18 protein-coding genes are annotated in these 16,091 nt (G+C 66.0%); 8 read left to right on the top strand and 10 right to left on the bottom strand.

Going from position 1 to position 16,091, the window contains the following annotated elements:
* The first annotated feature begins 53 nt into the window (after positions 1–53).
* Together MHY23_RS05480 and MHY23_RS05475 are read left to right on the top strand one after the other, a co-directional pair.
* Positions 54–1,313, top strand: coding sequence for a DEAD/DEAH box helicase (locus MHY23_RS05480; protein ID WP_202032306.1), 1,260 nt, complete (start codon positions 54–56; stop codon positions 1,311–1,313).
* A complete protein-coding gene (locus tag MHY23_RS05475) occupies positions 1,310–2,521 on the top strand; it encodes a hypothetical protein (protein WP_239306725.1) in 1,212 nt (403 codons plus the stop codon). Before MHY23_RS05480 ends, MHY23_RS05475 begins: the two co-directional genes overlap by 4 nt.
* 36 nt (positions 2,522–2,557) lie before the next feature.
* Here MHY23_RS05475 and MHY23_RS05470 read toward each other — a convergent pair whose 3' ends face one another.
* Complete coding sequence (locus MHY23_RS05470; RefSeq protein WP_202032305.1) at positions 2,558–2,968, bottom strand: hypothetical protein; 411 nt, start codon at positions 2,966–2,968, stop codon at positions 2,558–2,560.
* Positions 2,969–3,487: 519 nt separating this feature from the next.
* Here MHY23_RS05470 and MHY23_RS05465 point away from each other — a divergent pair.
* A complete protein-coding gene (locus MHY23_RS05465) occupies positions 3,488–3,751 on the top strand; it encodes a WhiB family transcriptional regulator (RefSeq protein WP_034997533.1) in 264 nt (87 codons plus the stop codon).
* An 84-nt stretch (positions 3,752–3,835) separates the two neighbouring features.
* Positions 3,836–3,910 carry a 50S ribosomal protein bL37 gene (locus MHY23_RS11990; RefSeq protein WP_095066802.1) on the top strand — a complete coding sequence of 25 codons (75 nt, stop codon included), beginning with the start codon at positions 3,836–3,838 and terminating at the stop codon, positions 3,908–3,910.
* A gap of 87 nt (positions 3,911–3,997) precedes the next feature.
* Here the strand turns inward: MHY23_RS11990 and MHY23_RS05460 are convergent, their stop codons facing one another.
* From MHY23_RS05460 to MHY23_RS05450, 3 genes are all read right to left on the bottom strand, one after another.
* Positions 3,998–5,338 carry a hypothetical protein gene (locus MHY23_RS05460; protein WP_239306724.1) on the bottom strand — a complete coding sequence of 447 codons (1,341 nt, stop codon included), beginning with the start codon at positions 5,336–5,338 and terminating at the stop codon, positions 3,998–4,000.
* 534 nt (positions 5,339–5,872) lie between these two features.
* Entirely contained in the window at positions 5,873–6,151 is a 279-nt protein-coding gene (locus MHY23_RS05455) for a mycothiol system anti-sigma-R factor (RefSeq protein WP_181889960.1), read from the bottom strand.
* Complete coding sequence (locus MHY23_RS05450) at positions 6,151–6,789, bottom strand: sigma-70 family RNA polymerase sigma factor (RefSeq protein ID WP_181889959.1); 639 nt, start codon at positions 6,787–6,789, stop codon at positions 6,151–6,153. Before MHY23_RS05450 ends, MHY23_RS05455 begins: the two co-directional genes overlap by 1 nt.
* A 45-nt stretch (positions 6,790–6,834) precedes the next feature.
* Between MHY23_RS05450 and ybaK the strand changes: the two genes are divergently transcribed.
* Entirely contained in the window at positions 6,835–7,299 is a 465-nt protein-coding gene (gene ybaK, locus MHY23_RS05445) for a Cys-tRNA(Pro) deacylase (RefSeq protein WP_181889958.1), read from the top strand.
* A 17-nt stretch (positions 7,300–7,316) separates the two neighbouring features.
* Here the strand turns inward: ybaK and MHY23_RS05440 are convergent, their stop codons facing one another.
* On the bottom strand, positions 7,317–7,979 hold the full coding sequence (locus tag MHY23_RS05440; RefSeq protein ID WP_239306753.1) for an SOS response-associated peptidase: 663 nt from the start codon (positions 7,977–7,979) through the stop codon (positions 7,317–7,319).
* Between the two features lie 22 nt (positions 7,980–8,001).
* Here MHY23_RS05440 and aroA point away from each other — a divergent pair, with 22 nt between their 5' ends.
* Together aroA and rsgA are read left to right on the top strand one after the other, a co-directional pair.
* The gene (gene aroA / locus MHY23_RS05435) at positions 8,002–9,273 is read left to right on the top strand and encodes a 3-phosphoshikimate 1-carboxyvinyltransferase (RefSeq protein ID WP_239306723.1); all 1,272 of its coding nucleotides are present in this window, start codon (positions 8,002–8,004) and stop codon (positions 9,271–9,273) included.
* Positions 9,273–10,298: a ribosome small subunit-dependent GTPase A gene (gene rsgA / locus MHY23_RS05430; RefSeq protein ID WP_239306722.1), complete on the top strand. Its 1,026-nt coding sequence runs from the start codon at positions 9,273–9,275 to the stop codon at positions 10,296–10,298. Before aroA ends, rsgA begins: the two co-directional genes overlap by 1 nt.
* Here the strand turns inward: rsgA and MHY23_RS05425 are convergent.
* Positions 10,272–10,775 (bottom strand): hypothetical protein, encoded by a 504-nt coding sequence (locus tag MHY23_RS05425; protein ID WP_239306721.1) that lies wholly within the window; start codon positions 10,773–10,775, stop codon positions 10,272–10,274. The genes rsgA and MHY23_RS05425 overlap by 27 nt on opposite strands.
* Positions 10,775–11,188: an HAD family hydrolase gene (locus MHY23_RS05420; RefSeq protein ID WP_239306720.1), complete on the bottom strand. Its 414-nt coding sequence runs from the start codon at positions 11,186–11,188 to the stop codon at positions 10,775–10,777. The genes MHY23_RS05425 and MHY23_RS05420 overlap by 1 nt, the downstream gene beginning before the upstream one ends.
* A gap of 155 nt (positions 11,189–11,343) precedes the next feature.
* Between MHY23_RS05420 and MHY23_RS05415 the strand changes: the two genes are divergently transcribed.
* Positions 11,344–11,781, top strand: a complete 438-nt coding sequence (locus tag MHY23_RS05415; RefSeq protein WP_239306719.1) for a hypothetical protein — start codon at positions 11,344–11,346, stop codon at positions 11,779–11,781.
* Positions 11,782–11,807: 26 nt separating this feature from the next.
* On the opposite strand, the gene secA is transcribed toward MHY23_RS05415, so the two are convergent.
* The 3 genes from secA to MHY23_RS05400 all read right to left on the bottom strand — a co-directional run bounded on the left by secA (position 11,808) and on the right by MHY23_RS05400 (position 16,084).
* Entirely contained in the window at positions 11,808–14,366 is a 2,559-nt protein-coding gene (gene secA, locus MHY23_RS05410) for a preprotein translocase subunit SecA (protein WP_239306718.1), read from the bottom strand.
* Positions 14,367–14,546: 180 nt separating this feature from the next.
* Entirely contained in the window at positions 14,547–15,239 is a 693-nt protein-coding gene (gene hpf / locus MHY23_RS05405) for a ribosome hibernation-promoting factor, HPF/YfiA family (RefSeq protein ID WP_239306717.1), read from the bottom strand.
* 218 nt (positions 15,240–15,457) lie between these two features.
* The gene (locus MHY23_RS05400; protein WP_239306716.1) at positions 15,458–16,084 is read right to left on the bottom strand and encodes a ComF family protein; all 627 of its coding nucleotides are present in this window, start codon (positions 16,082–16,084) and stop codon (positions 15,458–15,460) included.
* Between the last annotated feature and the right edge of the window lie 7 nt (positions 16,085–16,091).

Here is a 16,091-nt window from a genome sequence, read left to right as displayed (position 1 = left end):
CTGAGAGTGAACACAACCGCGCCTCAACTGGCGCCCCGGCTGGCGACAAATCGCTGCCGCCGACGTTTGTTCAGCTGGGCGTCGCCGCTGAAATCACCGATGCGCTGGCGCAGCGCGGCATAGTGCGCCCCTTTTCCATTCAGGAGCTCACGCTGCCCCGCGCGCTGGCGGGCCGGGACATCATCGGGCAAGCCCGCACCGGCATGGGCAAGACGTTCGGTTTCGGTGTCCCGCTCTTAGACCGCGTGTTTGACGACGCCGACATCGACGAGCTCGACGGCACCCCGCGCGCGCTGGTGATTGTGCCCACCCGCGAGCTCGCCGTGCAGGTCGGCGACGACCTCGCCTACGCCGCCTCCGAGACGCCGGTGCGCGTGACCACGATTTACGGCGGCCGCCCGTACGAGGACCAGATTGCGGCGCTGGAAGCGGGCGTGGACGTGGTCGTCGGCACGCCCGGGCGCCTGATTGACCTGCACGAGCGCGGCGACCTCACACTATCCACCGTGGCGATTCTGGTGCTCGACGAGGCGGACGAGATGCTGGACATGGGCTTTTTGCCCGACATTGAGAAACTTTGGGCGGCGGTGCGCGATGACGCGCAGACGATGCTGTTTTCCGCCACCATGCCGGGTCCGATTCTTTCGCTTGCGCGCGCGAAGATGAACACGCCGGTGCACATCCGCGCCGAGTCCGCCGACGCCCCGCGCACCCACGACACCACCCGCCAGGTGGCGCTGAAGTCCCACCGCATGGACAAGCCCGAAGTGGTCGCGCGCATCCTCCAGGCCCGCGGCCGCGGGCGCACCATCATCTTCGCCCGCACGAAGCGCTCCGCCGCGGAGCTTGCGGAAGACCTCGCGCAGCGCGGCTTTACCGTCGCCGCGGTCCACGGCGATCTTGGCCAGCGTGCGCGCGAGGCGGCGCTCGATGCTTTTCGACGCAGCTCGGCCGACATCCTCGTCGCCACCGACGTCGCCGCCCGCGGCATCGACGTCGAAGACGTCACCCACGTGATCAACTTCCAAACTCCGGATGACCCGATGACGTACGTGCACCGCATCGGCCGCACCGGCCGCGCCGGCAAGAACGGCACCGCTGTCACGCTGGTGGGCTACGACGAGGTGCGCAAGTGGGAAGCGATTAACGACGAGCTGTCGCTCGGTGCCCGCGAGCTGCCGGAGTGGTTCTCCACCTCGCCGGAGCTGCACGAGACCTTGGATATCCCGGACTCAGCTACAGCACGAGTGGGACGCCCGCGTAAAGTGCTCGGGGCACGCCCAGCACGAGCCTCAGGAAGGAAACGGCGATGAATTCTCCCCTGCGTCGCACCCGCGGCGACCTGATCGCTACCGGAGTGATCGCAGGTGTCTCAGCGCTGCTGCTGGGCACCGCCTTTTTCACCGCCCCCGCGCGCGACGCGCACCTGGATTCTGCCCAGGAAGAACACCAGGACTACGGGCAACTCGCCGTGGTGCCGAAGTCATTCAGCGAAGGCTTTTCCCTGCCGGACACGTCCGGCCGCGACCAGCCGCTGGTGGCCAGCGGCATGGTGATCACGTACAACGACCACACGCTCACCGCCACTACCCCGGAGGGTGAGACGGCGTGGACGTACGAGCGTCCCAACGAGCTGTGCCTGGTGGACCAGGCCTGGGGCAAGGTTGTGGCCACCTACCGCGACAACGCGGGCTGCGGCGACGTGGTTGCCATCGACGCGAAGACCGGCAAGTACGCCGGCACCCGCTCGGCTAGCGCGCCGGACAACGTGGTGCGCTTGGCGTCAAACGACCGGGTGGGCTACGCCAGCTCCCAGCGCGCCGAGGTGTGGCGCTCCGACCTGGTGCGCACCGTGGAATACGGCTATGTGGAGGCGAAGCAGGAGCCGGACATGCAGCCCAACGAGTGCACCATCACCTCTGCGCTGACCCGCACGGAGCTGGTCGCTGTCACGGAGATCTGCGACGACGGCGCGTATTTGCGCCTGCAGGAGGCCACGCCGGAGGATTCGCGCAAGCCGGAGGTTGTGGCCAACATCGAGATCAGCCCGGACGCGTACTTGGTGTCCATCTCGCAGGATGCCGCTGCGGTCTACGACCCGACGACCTCCGAGGTCCGCGGTTACGACAAGGAGGGCACCAACATCAGCTCCTCGTCAGTGCCGCAGATGGACAGCCCCGAGCTTGGCCCAGACGGCATTGTGAAGAATCTGCCTGTGGCTGACCTACCACACCACATGACGTACTGGGAGAACAACTCCCTGCTGCTGATGGAGCCCGCGGCGCTCGCCGTCACCGGTGTGTTCCAGGGCGCGCTGGGCACGGGCTTTTCCGCCGGTGAAAAGCTGCTCTACGCCTCCGACAGCGGCATTGCCGTGGTGGATTGGGATAAAAACGCCGTGGACAAGATCATCCCAGTCGACCGCGGCGACTACTCCGGCCCGGTGCACATCTCTTCCGCCGGTGCCACCGTGGTGGAAAAGCGCGGAGACGAAGTTGTTGTGTTGAAGGCCAACACCTAAACAAACGGCCTTACCCCCTCCCCCTAGCGCGGCGCTCTACTGGGTGCGCCGCGCTTTGCGTTGCGCGTAGCGCGCCTCGTTGTACTCGCGTGTGGCCGGGTGGAAGATGCCGATGAGCGCGAGCACCGCGGACGCCAGCGTCGCCGCGCCCAGCAGCGGCACGCCGCCGCGGAACATGTACACGGCCACGCCCGCCAGTATCGCTTCCACCAGCACGATCGCGCCGGTGGCGCGGGGGTTGCCTTTCAGCGTGCTCACCGCGGCGTAGGCGATGTAGCCGAAGATGATCGCAAGGAACGTCGCGGTGCCGATGTTGACGTAGTTCGCTGCGGGGGAGTCCGATTCCAGCGTCGATGTGTGCTCGGTGAACTGGGAGACGATCAAAGAGGCCGCGTAGATGAACATCGCGGCGCACTGCAGAAGCACCACCACTGCGCTGAAACGCATCACTGCGGGCACGGTTCCATGCGCAACTTCGGACCTATTCGGGGCGGGGTTGTTGTTGGTTTCCACATCGAAGCAGTCTAGGCCCCACCGGCTTGCGCTCCCACTTGCGTTGCGCGATTTGACGGTAGCCTATCTCGAAGGGTGCTAGCCTTTCTGCAGGTCACATTGCTTGTCGACGCCCTCCGGACGCACCCCGCACCCAACCCCGGCCGACGAAAGCAGTGTTAGATTCTATGATTCCCGTCACAATTTGGCACGCACCCCTAGCGCGGTGTAGGTGAACATGCCATTATTTCCGGGTAGCAAAAACAACGGGCTGGTTACACAGCCCTTAACCCTAAGCCACCACAGGGTTAACGCCCGGTAAACCGGAAGACGGGTCCCGCATCCAACGGGACACTCCGCCCGGCACCAGGAATCAAACTTCGTTTGCAACGCATCTGCCAAATGCGGGTGTTTGTGGTGCGCACGTAATTGCACATGGATTCAACCCACACCATTTAAAGGAGAGTCACCATCATGGATTGGCGCCACGAAGCTATTTGCCGCGACGAGGACCCGGAACTGTTCTTCCCCGTCGGTAACTCCGGCCCGGCCCTGAGCCAGATCGCGCAGGCCAAGCTGGTCTGCCACCGCTGCCCCGTCACCTCCCAGTGCCTGAAGTGGGCACTGGAGACCGGCCAGGACGCCGGCGTCTGGGGCGGCCTGTCCGAGGAGGAGCGCCGCGCGCTCAAGCGCCGCAACAAGGCCCGCGCCCGCAACCGCGCACGCCTGTCGGCGTAAAACTCCGCCGGATTACCTTGCCAGCAGTGCAGGGCTATACAGTGGAACATCTGTAACCGGTACCCATATTCAAAGGAGGCCCCCATGAGCAAGCGTGGTCGCAAGCGCAAGGACCGTCGTAAGAAGAGCGCGAACCGCGGTAAGCGCCCCAACTCTTAAAGCGCGGTAAAACGAAGTAGCAAGCGGGCCCTTCCCATTTCGGGAAGGGCCCGCTTGTTGGTTTCTACCTACCGGCCAGCCTTACTCTTAGCGCATTGCGAGGAATGCTGCGCCGATGCCCAGGGCTGCTAGGGCTGCGACGACACCGCCGATGATGGCCGCGACGTTGACCTGGCTGTCAGCCTGCTTGGGAGCCTCAGCCTTGGCGGGCTTGACCTCAACCTTGACCTTGGCCTCGGCTTTCGCTTCGACCTTCGGATCGTCCTTCACCGGCTGCTCCGCCTTAGCGGGGACGACACCCGGCTGAGCCTCGGCCTCGGCAGCCGGCTCGTCGGCGATTTCCTCGGCCGGGACCAGCTCGACCATCTCGTGCACGTCGGCAACCTCGACAGGCTCCGGCTTCTCAACCTCGACGACCTCCTCCGGCTGCTCGATCTCCTCGACCTCAGCCTTGTCGGCGATGTCAACGCGGGCGCCGATGGACTCGGCGTAGGCGCCGATACGGGTGTTGGCCAATTCCAGGCTGTCCCAGTCCGCCGGAACGAAGACCTTGCCTGTCGGGGTGTCGGCGAAGTAGCCCTGCTCGGAGTAGTTGAAGTAGTCAAACTGGTGGTCGTAGTTCATCACCGACTGGTAGCCGGCCTGCATCGGGGAACCTTCAGCGATGTCGGTGACGTACTGCTGAGCACCCCAGTGGCGCAGTCCCAGGGTGTGGCCGAACTCGTGGAGGATGGTGTTGCGCACCTGCTCGTCGTTGGCGCGGCCATCCGGGTTAGCCACGTAGAAGGAGCTGTCGCCCACCAGCGACAGGCCCGTGGCGTTGGAACCTGCACGCATCCGATCGCCCAGCACGCCGGGGCGGAAGATGTTCGCGCGATCACCAAGGTTGTTGATGGTGTTAATGAGCTGGAACGCCTCAAACTTGCTCGGGTCGAAGTAGAAATCGCGGTACTCCAGCGTCTCGCCGCCGTGGACGTCGGAGTAGTTGGGGATGTTGGTGTAGTGCTCGCCAGCGTCGATGTGCAGGGCAATGCCGTGGTCGGCAAACAGGTCCACTAAATCGTCCAGGCTCTGCTTCGACGGGGCGTAGGAGGTGCGGTTGGCGTTGGCGCACTCGCGGGCGGCAGAAGTGTCGCAGCCGAGGGTGTCGTATTCCGACGACATCCAGTTCAGCTGCATGAACAGATCCGGGCGTTCGGGGTCCGCGCCCCAATCCGGCAGGGGGATCTCCGTGCCGTCGGCAAGGACGACGCCTTGCTCTTCCCAGATGTCCGGCAGGCCGTCGCCGTCGGTGTCGGCGAGGGTGGCGGTGTTGGTCAGCACCGGTGCGAGCTCAACGTCCTGCTGGGCGTGTGCGACGTTCGCGCCGGACACCGCGATGGCGGCGGCAACTGCTGCGGCGATGGTGTTTCGGAATGCTGCTCGCATCTCGGTGACTCCTTGGTGTGCGTTTTTCTCTTTGTGACATCCCCGAGTTTATGCACCGAATATGCGCAGGTAAACCGCTCGCCGCCAGGCTGAAAAATACCCTAAATCGTTGAACATTCCGTCCGGATTGTTCAACGTTTCCACCCGTTCCTAGCTGCGGATTGTTCATCAATCTGCCCGCGTGATCCGCCGTTTCGTCAGCATTGTTCAACGATCAAACTGCAAACGCGCGCGGATGGTTGAACAATCCACTATCACTGCATTTTATACACGTTAAGGTGTTTTCCAGCATGGATTCCGGCAATTTTGCGTCTACCTGCATGTTTGGATTGCATACACAACTCACACACTCTTATTTTCCCCAGGTTTCCCTCAGAAATGTAGCAAACCCCCTGGATTGTTCAAAGATCCGCGGATTGTTCATCAATCCGGAAACCCCCACTACCCCCGTTTTTTACCCCCGCTGCGGCGGCAAGGGGCCGTCGCAAAGCAAAAAGCCCGCAACCTACAGGCTGCGGGCGAGAAACAGAGGCCTTATCTATAGCGGACTTCGGTGTAGCTCACCGTAGTAATGGAGGCGATGATGCGCTGGCGCAACGGCTCCGGGGCCTTCGCGGGGCCGCAGCACTCGCGCACCATCGCGCGGACGTCGCGCTCAGACTGGGCGACGGCCAGGCACTCCGGGCAGGACGCCAGGTCGTTCTTGATTTCCTCGCGGCGCTCAGGCGCAGTGTCGGCATCGAACAGCTCGCACAACAAACGGTGGGTGGCGTCGCAGCCGTGAGCGTCGGTGTGGGTGTGTCCGGTGGACATTACTTCTCCTTCGCGTCCTGTTTGCCGGCGGCATCCGCCATGTCAGCGTGGTCGAGGCCGATGCCGCGTTCCTTCGCCACGTCCTTCAACATCCCGCGGAGCTGTTTTCTTCCCCGGTGCAGCCGGCTCATCACGGTGCCGATGGGAATGTCCATCACATCCGCGATCTCCTTGTAGGCCATCCCCTCCACATCCGCGTAGTAGACCACCATGCGGTAGTCCTCGTTCAACGCGTTGAGCGCCTCGGAGATCCGCGAGTTCGGCATGGCTTTCAGCGCCTCCACCTCCGCGGACTCCAGGCCGGTGGAGTCGTGCGAGCTGGAGGTGTAGAGCTGGTTGTCCGTCACCTCGTCCGCGGAGGTTTCCAGCGGGCGACGCTGCTTCTTGCGGTAGGAGTTGATGTACGTGTTCGTCATAATCCGGTACAGCCACGCCTTGAGGTTGGTGCCGGGGGTGAAACTGCCGAAGTTTTTGTAGGCCTTTAAATAGGTCTCCTGCACCAGGTCCTCGGCGTCCTGCGGGTTGCGCGTCATGCGCAGCGCGCCGCCGTACAGCTGGTCCAAAAGCGGCATCGCTTCCTCGTTGAAGCGCGCCTTCAGGTCATCGCTCACGCCTGCGTCTGGCTCGGTTTCGGGCATGTGAGCCATTGTAGGGCCACCTTCTGCGCGCGCTACCCTGTGGCCATGGCCGAGAAAACCCGCGCATTGACGGCATTGAAAGGCACCGACCACGAGGTACTCACCTACTCCCCCAGCCAAGACCACTTCGGCGAGCATTCTGCGGCCGAGCTCGGTTTGGATCCGGCCGCGGTGTTAAAGACGTTGGTCGTCGCCCACGAGCGCGATCTTGCCATCTGCTGCGTGCCGGTGGCCGGGCACCTTTCCTTAAAGGCCGCGGCGAAAGCGCTCGGCTGGAAGCGCGCGGAGATGGCAGATCCGGCCAAAGCGCAGCGCGCTACCGGCTACGTCGTCGGCGGCATCTCTCCGCTTGGCACGATGCACAAGCTTGCAACGCTTATCGACGCCTCCGTGGCCGACCTGCCCGCCGTCACCGTCTCCGCCGGCCAGCGCGGCCTGTCCGCCCGCCTCGCACCGCGCGACTTGGCGGAGCTGACCAGGGCGGAGTTCGCGCCAATCAGTGCTCCGTAGCTTCGGCGCCCGCGGCCTTAGCGGGCGTCGCCCATCAGCTCGGCGTAGTCGTTTCTGGTGTTGCCCACTTCCTGGGCCGCCTCGTTCCACACCAGGGTCTCCGCCACGCGCGAAGGATGCACCAGCTCCAGCGCCTCGTCCGGGGTGCCGTCGACCCAGGTGCGGATCTCGTCTTCGCGCAAAAACAGCGGCAGGCGGTGGTGCAGCCACGCCATGTTCTCCGTGGCCTCGGTGGTGACCATGGTGGTGGAGAGGCGGTCCAGCCCCGTCTCCCACAGTGCGGCGGCGTAGAGCATGCCGTCTTCCGGGCGCACGAAGTACGGCTGCTTGCCGCTTTCCGTCTGCTTCCACTCGTAGTAGCCGTCCAGCACCATCAGCCCGCGCCGCGCCTTGAACGCGCTGCGGAAGGACGGCTTCTCGGCCACCGTTTCACCCCGGGCGTTGAACAGCGGCGGGCCGGTCTCGTCCTTCTTCCAGGTGGGCAGCAGACCCCACCGCGCGGCGTCGATACGCGCGGCACTTTCCGCAACCCTGATCAGCGGCACCTGCTGGGTGGGCGCGATGTTGTAGCGCGGCGGCGGGGTGCCGTCCGGGGCCTCAACTTCCGCGATGCCGGGCAAGCCCGCCACCTCCTGCACAAGGTCGTCGCCTGACGTGAAAAGAACGAATCGTCCGCACATGCCCTCCATTATCATGACTTCCATGACCGAAATGTGGCCTGCGCCGTTTCACCCCAGCCCGATCACCCACACGCAGAAGGTGCCCGGGTCCAAATCCATGACCAACCGCGCCTACATTTTGTCGGCGCTCGCGGCCGGCCCGTCCACCATCGTCGGGGCGCTGCGCTCGCGCGACACGGACCTGATGGAAGATGCGCTGCGCGCCATGGGCACCGCCATCGAGCGCGACGGCGAAACCATCCGCGTCTCCCCGGGCAAGCTGCGCTCCGCCGAGGTCGACTGCGGCCTGGCGGGCACCGTGATGCGGTTCGTGCCGCCCGTCGCGGCGTTCGCGGATGGGCCCGTGCTTTTCGACGGCGACGCCCACGCCCGCAAACGCCCCATGTCCACCATCCTGGACGCGTTGCGCGCCCTGGGGGTGTCCGTGGCGGGCGACGCGCTGCCGTTTACCGTCCACGGCACTGGCCGCGCCGAGGGCGGCCCGGTGGAGATCGACGCGTCCGGCTCCTCCCAGTTCGTCTCTGGCCTGCTGCTCGCCGCGCCCCGGTTCGAGCGCGGCGTGCAGATCCGCCACACCGGCGGCACCCTGCCGTCGATGCCGCACATCGAGATGACCGTGGCCATGCTGCAAGACGCGGGCGTGAAGGTGCAGGCCACCCCCAGCTCCTGGTCCGTGGAGCCGCAGGAAATCCGCGGCGCGTACTGGGAGATTGAGCCGGACCTGTCCAACGCCGCGCCGTTTTTGGCCGCCGCGGCGGTCACGGGCGGCGAGGTGCGCATCCCGAACTGGCCGGTGACCACCACCCAGCCGGGCGCGACCATGCAGTCCATCCTGGAGCGCATGGGCTGCGAGGTGGAGTTGGAGGCCGCCGGCGCCGGCCACACCCTGCGCGTGCGCGGCCCGGAGGCCGGCAACTTGCGCGGCATCCGCATCGACATGAGCGACATCGGCGAGCTCGCCCCCACCGTCGCCGCCATCGCCGCCTGCGCCACCACCCCGAGCAAGCTGACCGGCATCGCCCACCTGCGCGGCCACGAAACCGACCGGCTGGCCGCGCTCTCACGAGAAATCAACGGACTGGGCGGCAACTGCGAGGAGCTCGGCGACGGGCTGCGCATCACCCCGACCCGGATGCGCGGCGGGGCCTGGCACACCTACGACGACCACCGCATGGCCACCGCCGGCGCCATCATCGGCCTGGTGGTGAACGGTGTCGAGGTGGAAAACATCGGCACCACCTCCAAGACACTGCCCGGGTTCGCCGACATGTGGGCGGAGGTGGTGGCGCAGTAATGGGCCGCAGCTTCGCCGATTACGACGAGTCCGACGTGCGCGTGCGCCCCGGCAAGGGCTCGCGCCCGCGCTCGAAGAACCGCCCCACGCACGACGACGCCGAGTTCGGCCTCGTCGTGGCCAAGGACCGCGGCCGCTGGGGTGTGGTGCTCGATGATGCCGGCACCCGCCTGCAGTGCACCCGCGCCCGCGAGCTGAAGCGCACGTCCATCGAGGTGGGCGACCGCGTCGGTGTCGTCGGCGACACCTCGGGCGCGAAAGACACCCTCGCCCGCATCGTCAAACGCGAGGAGCGCACCTCGGTGCTGCGCCGCACCGCGGACGACACGGACCCGTATGAGCGCATCATCGTCGCCAACGCGCAGCTGATGCTCATCGTGGTCGCGGCCGCGGATCCGCCGCCGCGCACCGGCTTTGTCGAGCGCGCCCTGATCGCCGCCTTCGTCGGCGGCGTGACCCCTGTGGTGTGCGTGACCAAGACCGACCTCGCGGACCCCTCCGACTTCGAGCGCGAGCTCGAGGCCATGGGTGTGGAGGTGTTGCGCACCGGCGTCGAGGACGGCGTGGAGCAGCTGCGCGAGCTTATCGACGGCCACGTCTCCGCCCTTATCGGCCACTCCGGCGTGGGCAAGTCCACCTTGGTCAACCGCATCGTGCCGGACGCGGACCGCGAAACCGGCGAGGTTTCCGGCGTAGGCAAGGGTCGGCACACCTCCACCCAGTCCGTGGCCCTCGAGGTGCCCGGCGGCGGCTGGATCATCGACACCCCCGGCATCCGCTCCTTCGGCCTGGCGCACGTCTCCCCCGAAGAAATCGTGGACGTGTTCCCGGACTTGAAAGAGGCGGCGCAGCGCTGCCCCCGCGGCTGCACGCACCTGGGTCCCCCGGCGGATCCGGAGTGCGCCTGGGACGAGCTGGACCCGGCCTCCCCCGTCGGCCGCCGGGCCGCGGCAGTGCGTGGCCTGTTGGCTGCCCTGCACTCCAACAACGAGTGGGAGCTAAAGCAGCTCGACGAGCACCGGTAGCTCGCTCGGGTCGTAGAACGCCATGTAGTTGTCCTGGGCGTCGCCCACGGCAAGCTCAGCGTCCTCGTCGCCCAGGTCGGCGGCGTCGATGACCTCGATCGCCTTCGCGGTGGCCTCCTCGGCCTCCGCGATGTCCACGTGGATCGCGGCGATGTCCTCGAAGTTCACCGGCGCGGACAGCTTCACCACGGACTCGCCCATTTCCGGATCCGGGGTGGCCTGGGAATCCGGCACGTCCGCGGAGACCACCACGCGGCGGTGCGGTTGGCGCTCCTCATCGCCGATGGCCAACAGGCGGATGGACGCCATCGCCGCGTCGTCGAACGCCACGGCCTCGATCTCCTCCTGGTCGCCGGAGGTGAAAAACTCGTGCAGCGCCTCGGTGGCCGCGAACGCCCAGCCGTTGCGGGCGTGGATCAGGCGGTTGTCCTCCAGCGCCGCGAGCATGCCGAAGGTGGCGGGGATGTAGACGCGCACTAGAACTCGCCCTCGACATCGAACAGGGACTGGATCTCCACCGCGGTGCGGTCGATGGCGGTGTGCAGGATGCCGATCATGTTGTATTCGACCGCGGCGCGGACGTTCATGATGTCGTCGTCGATCATCACGCAATCGTTCAGGTCCACCCCGATCGCGTCGGCCGCGGCCTGGAACGCGGCGCGCTCCGGCTTTTCCGCCCCGATCTCGCCGGAGAGCACAACAGCGTCGACCACGCCGCCGAATTCCCACTCGCGGATCTTTTCCGCCATCTCGCCGTCGCCTTCCTCGTTGGAGAGGATGCCCACGGCGATGTCCTTCGCCTTCACCGCTTCAATGAGGGTCTTCCAGCGCTGCTCGTCCTCTGCACCGGTGTCCAGCACTCCTGCGTAATCGATGATCAAGCCCTGCAAGGGTTCCCTCTTTCGTTGGTTGCGTCGCGGATGCCTACTGTAGTGAGCACACCCTTTACACGGGCGGCTGCGAACGTGGACAATACTACCTACCCCGAGCCACGCCCGTCCCCCTCCGCTACGCATTCCCGCTCAGTTGAGGGAGGACACCCGCCATGTACTACACCGCCCCAGGGCACCGGCACGTGCAAGTGCTCGTGCCGCAGCTGAACCGGAGCCCAGCCGTGCTCGGCCGGCTCATCCAAGCGCGCAACTCCGGGTCCGCGGCTCCGCCGCCGAACGCTGCCGCCGAGGTCGAACCGGTCGTGGCGGAAGCGCTCAACGCCGCGCTGAGCAAACACCGCGCCACGTCCATGATGGCCTGGCGCTTCGCGCCTGCGGTGCGCGCCCACATCCGCGCCCGCCAGCACGCGGCGGCGCTAACAAACGCACCGACAAGTACCGCCCCCGCGGCGGGCAGGCTCCAAGTGGTTACCTGCCACGCCCGCGAGGGCGGGGAATTCTTCGGCACCGTCGAAACCACGGACGGCACCAGGCGGGCCTACGCCGCGAAAATCCGCGACGGCAAGCTGGTTGCCTTCAAGGTGCTGTAGGCGACAGTACGTCGATAAGCAATTAGCTAGACGACGGTGGAGCCGCCCGCTTCAGCCTGCTCAGCATCCTGGGTCTCGAACTGCTTGCGCATCGTGAACAGCTGGCGCACCGTCTCCTCCTGGACGGCCTCGTTCATCGCGTTGAACATGTCGCCACCTTCCTTCTGGTACTCCACCAGCGGGTCGCGCTGCGCCATCGCGCGCAGGCCGATGCCCTCCTTGAGGTAGTCCATCTCGTAGAGGTGCTCGCGCCACTTCGTGTCGATGATCGGCAGGATCACCATGCGCTCCAAGTTGCGCATCTGCTCCTCGCCGCCAATCGACGCGACGTTTTCCTCCAGCTTGTCGTACTGGGCGTTCGCGTCGTCGACAAGCGCCTGGCGCAGCTGCTCCGAGGTGAGCTCGCCGGCGCGGCCGTACTCGTCGCCGTCGATGAGCTCCTGCGCGCTGACCGTCGGGCCGTACAGGGAATCCAGCGCGTTCCACAGGCCGTCGAGGTCCCAGTCCTCCACGTAGCCATCGGCGGTCGCGCCGTCGACGTACGCGCCGATGGTGGAATCGATCATGCGGCGCACCTGGCCGGCAATGTCCTTCGAGGCCAGGATCTCCTGGCGCTCGCGGTAGACCACCTTGCGCTGCTCGTTGAGCACCTCGTCGTACTTCAGCACGTTCTTGCGCATCTCGAAGTTCTGGTTCTCCACCTGGGACTGCGCGCCCTTAATCGCGTTGGAGACCATCTTCGCCTCAATCGGCACATCGTCCGGCACGTTGAGGCGGTTCATCATGTTCTCCATGGACTGGCCCACAAAGCGCACCATGAGCTCGTCGCGCATGGACAGGTAGAAGCGGGACTCGCCCGGGTCGCCCTGACGGCCGGAACGGCCGCGCAGCTGGTTGTCAATACGGCGCGACTCGTGGCGCTCGGTGCCGATGACGTACAGGCCGCCGGCCTCGCGCACCTCGTCGCCAAGCTGCTGCGAGCGCTCCTTGGCAGCCGGGAGCTGCTCGTCCCACGCCTCCTGGTAGCGCTCCGAATCCTCCAGCGGGTCCAGGCCCTGCGCCTGCAGCTTCGCGTCCAGGAGAATCTCCGGGTTGCCGCCGAGCACGATGTCGGTGCCGCGGCCAGCCATGTTGGTGGACACGGTCACCTTGCCCGGCAGGCCGGCCTCGGCGATGATGCGGCCCTCCTCCTCGTGGTACTTCGCGTTGAGCACGTTGTGCTGCACGCCCTTGCGGGTGAGCAGCTGCGACAGGTACTCGGAGCGCTCCACCGAGGTGGTGCCCACCAGCACCGGCTGGCCCTTGGCCGCGTGCTCCGCGATATCCTCCGCCACGGCCGCGAACTTCGCTTCCTGGGTCTTGTAGATCAAGTCGTCGCGGTCCGTGCGCTGATTCGGGCGGTTCGGCGGGATCTGGACAACGTCCATCTTGTAAATCTGGTGCAGCTCCGCCGCCTCAGTCTCGGCGGTACCGGTCATGCCGGACAGCTTCTCGTAGAGGCGGAAGTAGTTCTGCAGGGTCACCGTGGCCAGGGTCTGGTTCTCGTTTTTGATCTCCACCTGCTCCTTGGCCTCAATGGCCTGGTGCATGCCCTCGTTGTAGCGGCGGCCCGCCAGCACGCGGCCGGTGAAGCCGTCCACGATCATCACCTCGCCCTGGCGGATGATGTAGTCCTTGTCGCGCTCGAACAGCTCCTTCGCCTTGATGGCGTTGTTGAGGTAGCTGACCAGCTGCGAGTGCTCCGGGGCGTACAGGTTGTCAATGCCCAGCTGGTCCTCGACGAACTCCACGCCCTCCTCGGAGATGCCCACGGTGCGCTTGCGCTGGTCCACCTCGTAGTGGATTCCCTCGCGCATACGCGGCGCGAGCTGCGCGAACACGGTGTAGAACTGGCTGGAGCCGTCCACCGGGCCGGAGATGATCAGCGGGGTACGTGCCTCGTCGATAAGGATGGAGTCCACCTCATCCACGATGGCGTAGTTGTGGCCGCGCTGGACAATGTCGTCGACGGAGCGCGTCATGTTGTCGCGCAGGTAGTCGAAGCCGAGCTCGTTGTTGGTGCCGTAGGTGATGTCCGCCGCGTACGCCTTCTTACGCTCAGCCGGACGCATCTCGGAAAGGATCACGCCCACCTCCAGGCCCAGGAAGTGGTGCACACGGCCCATCATCTCGGCGTCGCGCTTAGCCAGGTAGTCGTTGACGGTGACCACGTGCACGCCCTTGCCGGACAGGGCGTTGAGGTACGCCGGCAGCACCGACGTCAGGGTCTTGCCTTCACCGGTTTTCATCTCGGCGACGTTGCCGAAGTGCAGGGCGGCGCCGCCCATGATCTGCACCTTGAAGTGCTTCTGCCCCAGCACGCGCCAGGAGGCTTCGCGGGCGGTGGCGAACGCGTCGAGCAGAATGTCGTCCAGGCTCGCGCCGTCTGCGAGCTTGTCCTTGAACTCGGCGGTTTTGGCCTTGAGCTCCTCGTCGGTCAGCGCGGCGTACTCGTCGTCGAGCGCGATTACCTGGTCGGCGATCTTGGCAAGGCGCTTTACGGTGCGCCCCTCACCGGCACGGAGCAGCTTTGACAGTCCAAACACGTGTGCAAAGTCCTTTACTGATGGGTTGACAGGGCCAAGGTGATACAACCTGCCATTGTACGCACGCCTCCCTGGGTATAGACAACCCCATAGGCACAATTGCCTATCGACGAACCCCGCCCCAGCCCAGAACCATAAACAGAACTGAGCCGGGGCGGGGTTTAGTAGCTTGAGCTGCGGTTACTCCGCGTCCCCTTCCGGGGCGAGCTCGATCAAGCCGTAGTCGAACGCGTGGCGGCGGTAGACCACTGCCGGGCGGTTGGTCTCCTCGTTGATGAAGAGGTAGAAATCGTGGCCCACCAGCTCCATCTCACTCAGCGCGTCGTCCACGCTGCGCGGCGCGTTGGGGTGCACCTTGGAGCGCACGATCTGGCCCGGGACGATGTCCTCGACCTGGTCGGCGTACGGATCCACGTCGTACTTGCCGGCCTCCTGGGCGGCGCGTTCCTGCTCCGCCTTGGCGTCCGCCTCCATCTCCGCGGCGAGCACGCCGGTGCTCTTCGGCGCGCGGTGGCCAGACAGGGCGATGTTGCGGCGCGCCTTGACCTTGCGCAGGGAGCGCTCCAGCTTGTCCACGGCGGCCTCGAGCGCGGCGTAGAAGTTCTCTTCCTTCGCCTCGGCGCGGGCCAGGTGGCCGGAGCCGGTGGCGGTGATCTGGATGCGCTCCGCCTCCGCCTCGCGGCGCGGGTTCTTCTCGTGCTGCAGCTCCACATGGAACGACTTCAGCGTCGGGTCAAGCTTTTCAATCTTGGCCAGCTTGCCGTTCACTCGTTCCTGGAAATGCTCTGGGACCTCGACGTTTCGCCCGGTGATGGTGACCTGGGCATCCGGGCTCAGCGTCTCTTGGATCGGGTTACGGTCTGCAGACGTCATCTGCGTCCTCCCTTGCGGTAGTAGGAACTGTGTCCACCACCACTATACAACTGGTTATGACCAATTCGGCCGGTTTTGACGAAAGCTCGCTACCCTGCCCGACACATCGCGGCGGAATCTGTCAGGCTGGCCCTTGAGGCCCAGGTCGGCGCAAACGGCCGCCGTAATCTGTCAGGAATCCCCGGGAATCCGCCGCCAAGCCCGCCGGGACCCCGCCACTACGCCGCGCACAGCGCCACGCACGCGGCGACGTCGGCCCCGCGCGAGAGCAAAAGAGCGGCACTGGCGTGCAGCGTCGCGCCGGTGGTGACTACGTCGTCGACAAGCACGACCCGGCCGGCAGGCACGCCGGAAATGCGCACGCGCCCCGAAAGGTTGGCCCGCCGCCCGGCTTCGTCCAGGCCGGACTGGTCCGCCGTCCGCGGGTCCAGCGTGAGCACCGGCGCCACCCGCCTGCCGGTGGCGCGGCAGACCTGTTCCACCGGGTCCCCGCCGCGCGCCCGTGCGGAGCGCGTGCGCGTGGGCGCCGGCACCAGCACCGCCCCGGCAGGGATCTCGCCGCGCACCTCCAGGTACTCCAGCGCGGCCGCGAGCACCGCGCCAACATGGCGGCGCACAGCCAGGTGATTTCGCTCCTTCATGGCCAGGATCACCCCGCGGTGCGGGTCGGCGTACGGCCCGAGCGCGAACACCGGCGCGTGCGGGGTGGTGTTGGGAAATACCCGCTGCGGTGGCGTCGCCAGGCCTTCGCGGCACGCAGGGCACAGCAGCGGCCCCGGCGCGCGACAGCCCGCGCATTTCCGCGGCAACAGCAGCTCGCCGACTTGACCGAATATCTCCCCCATGCGGGAA

Source organism: Corynebacterium sp. ACRQP, assembly GCF_022345915.1.
GTDB lineage: Bacteria > Actinomycetota > Actinomycetes > Mycobacteriales > Mycobacteriaceae > Corynebacterium > Corynebacterium lehmanniae.
Note: the sequence above shows the minus strand (reverse complement) of the source record. Positions and strands in the feature narration are given on the sequence as shown.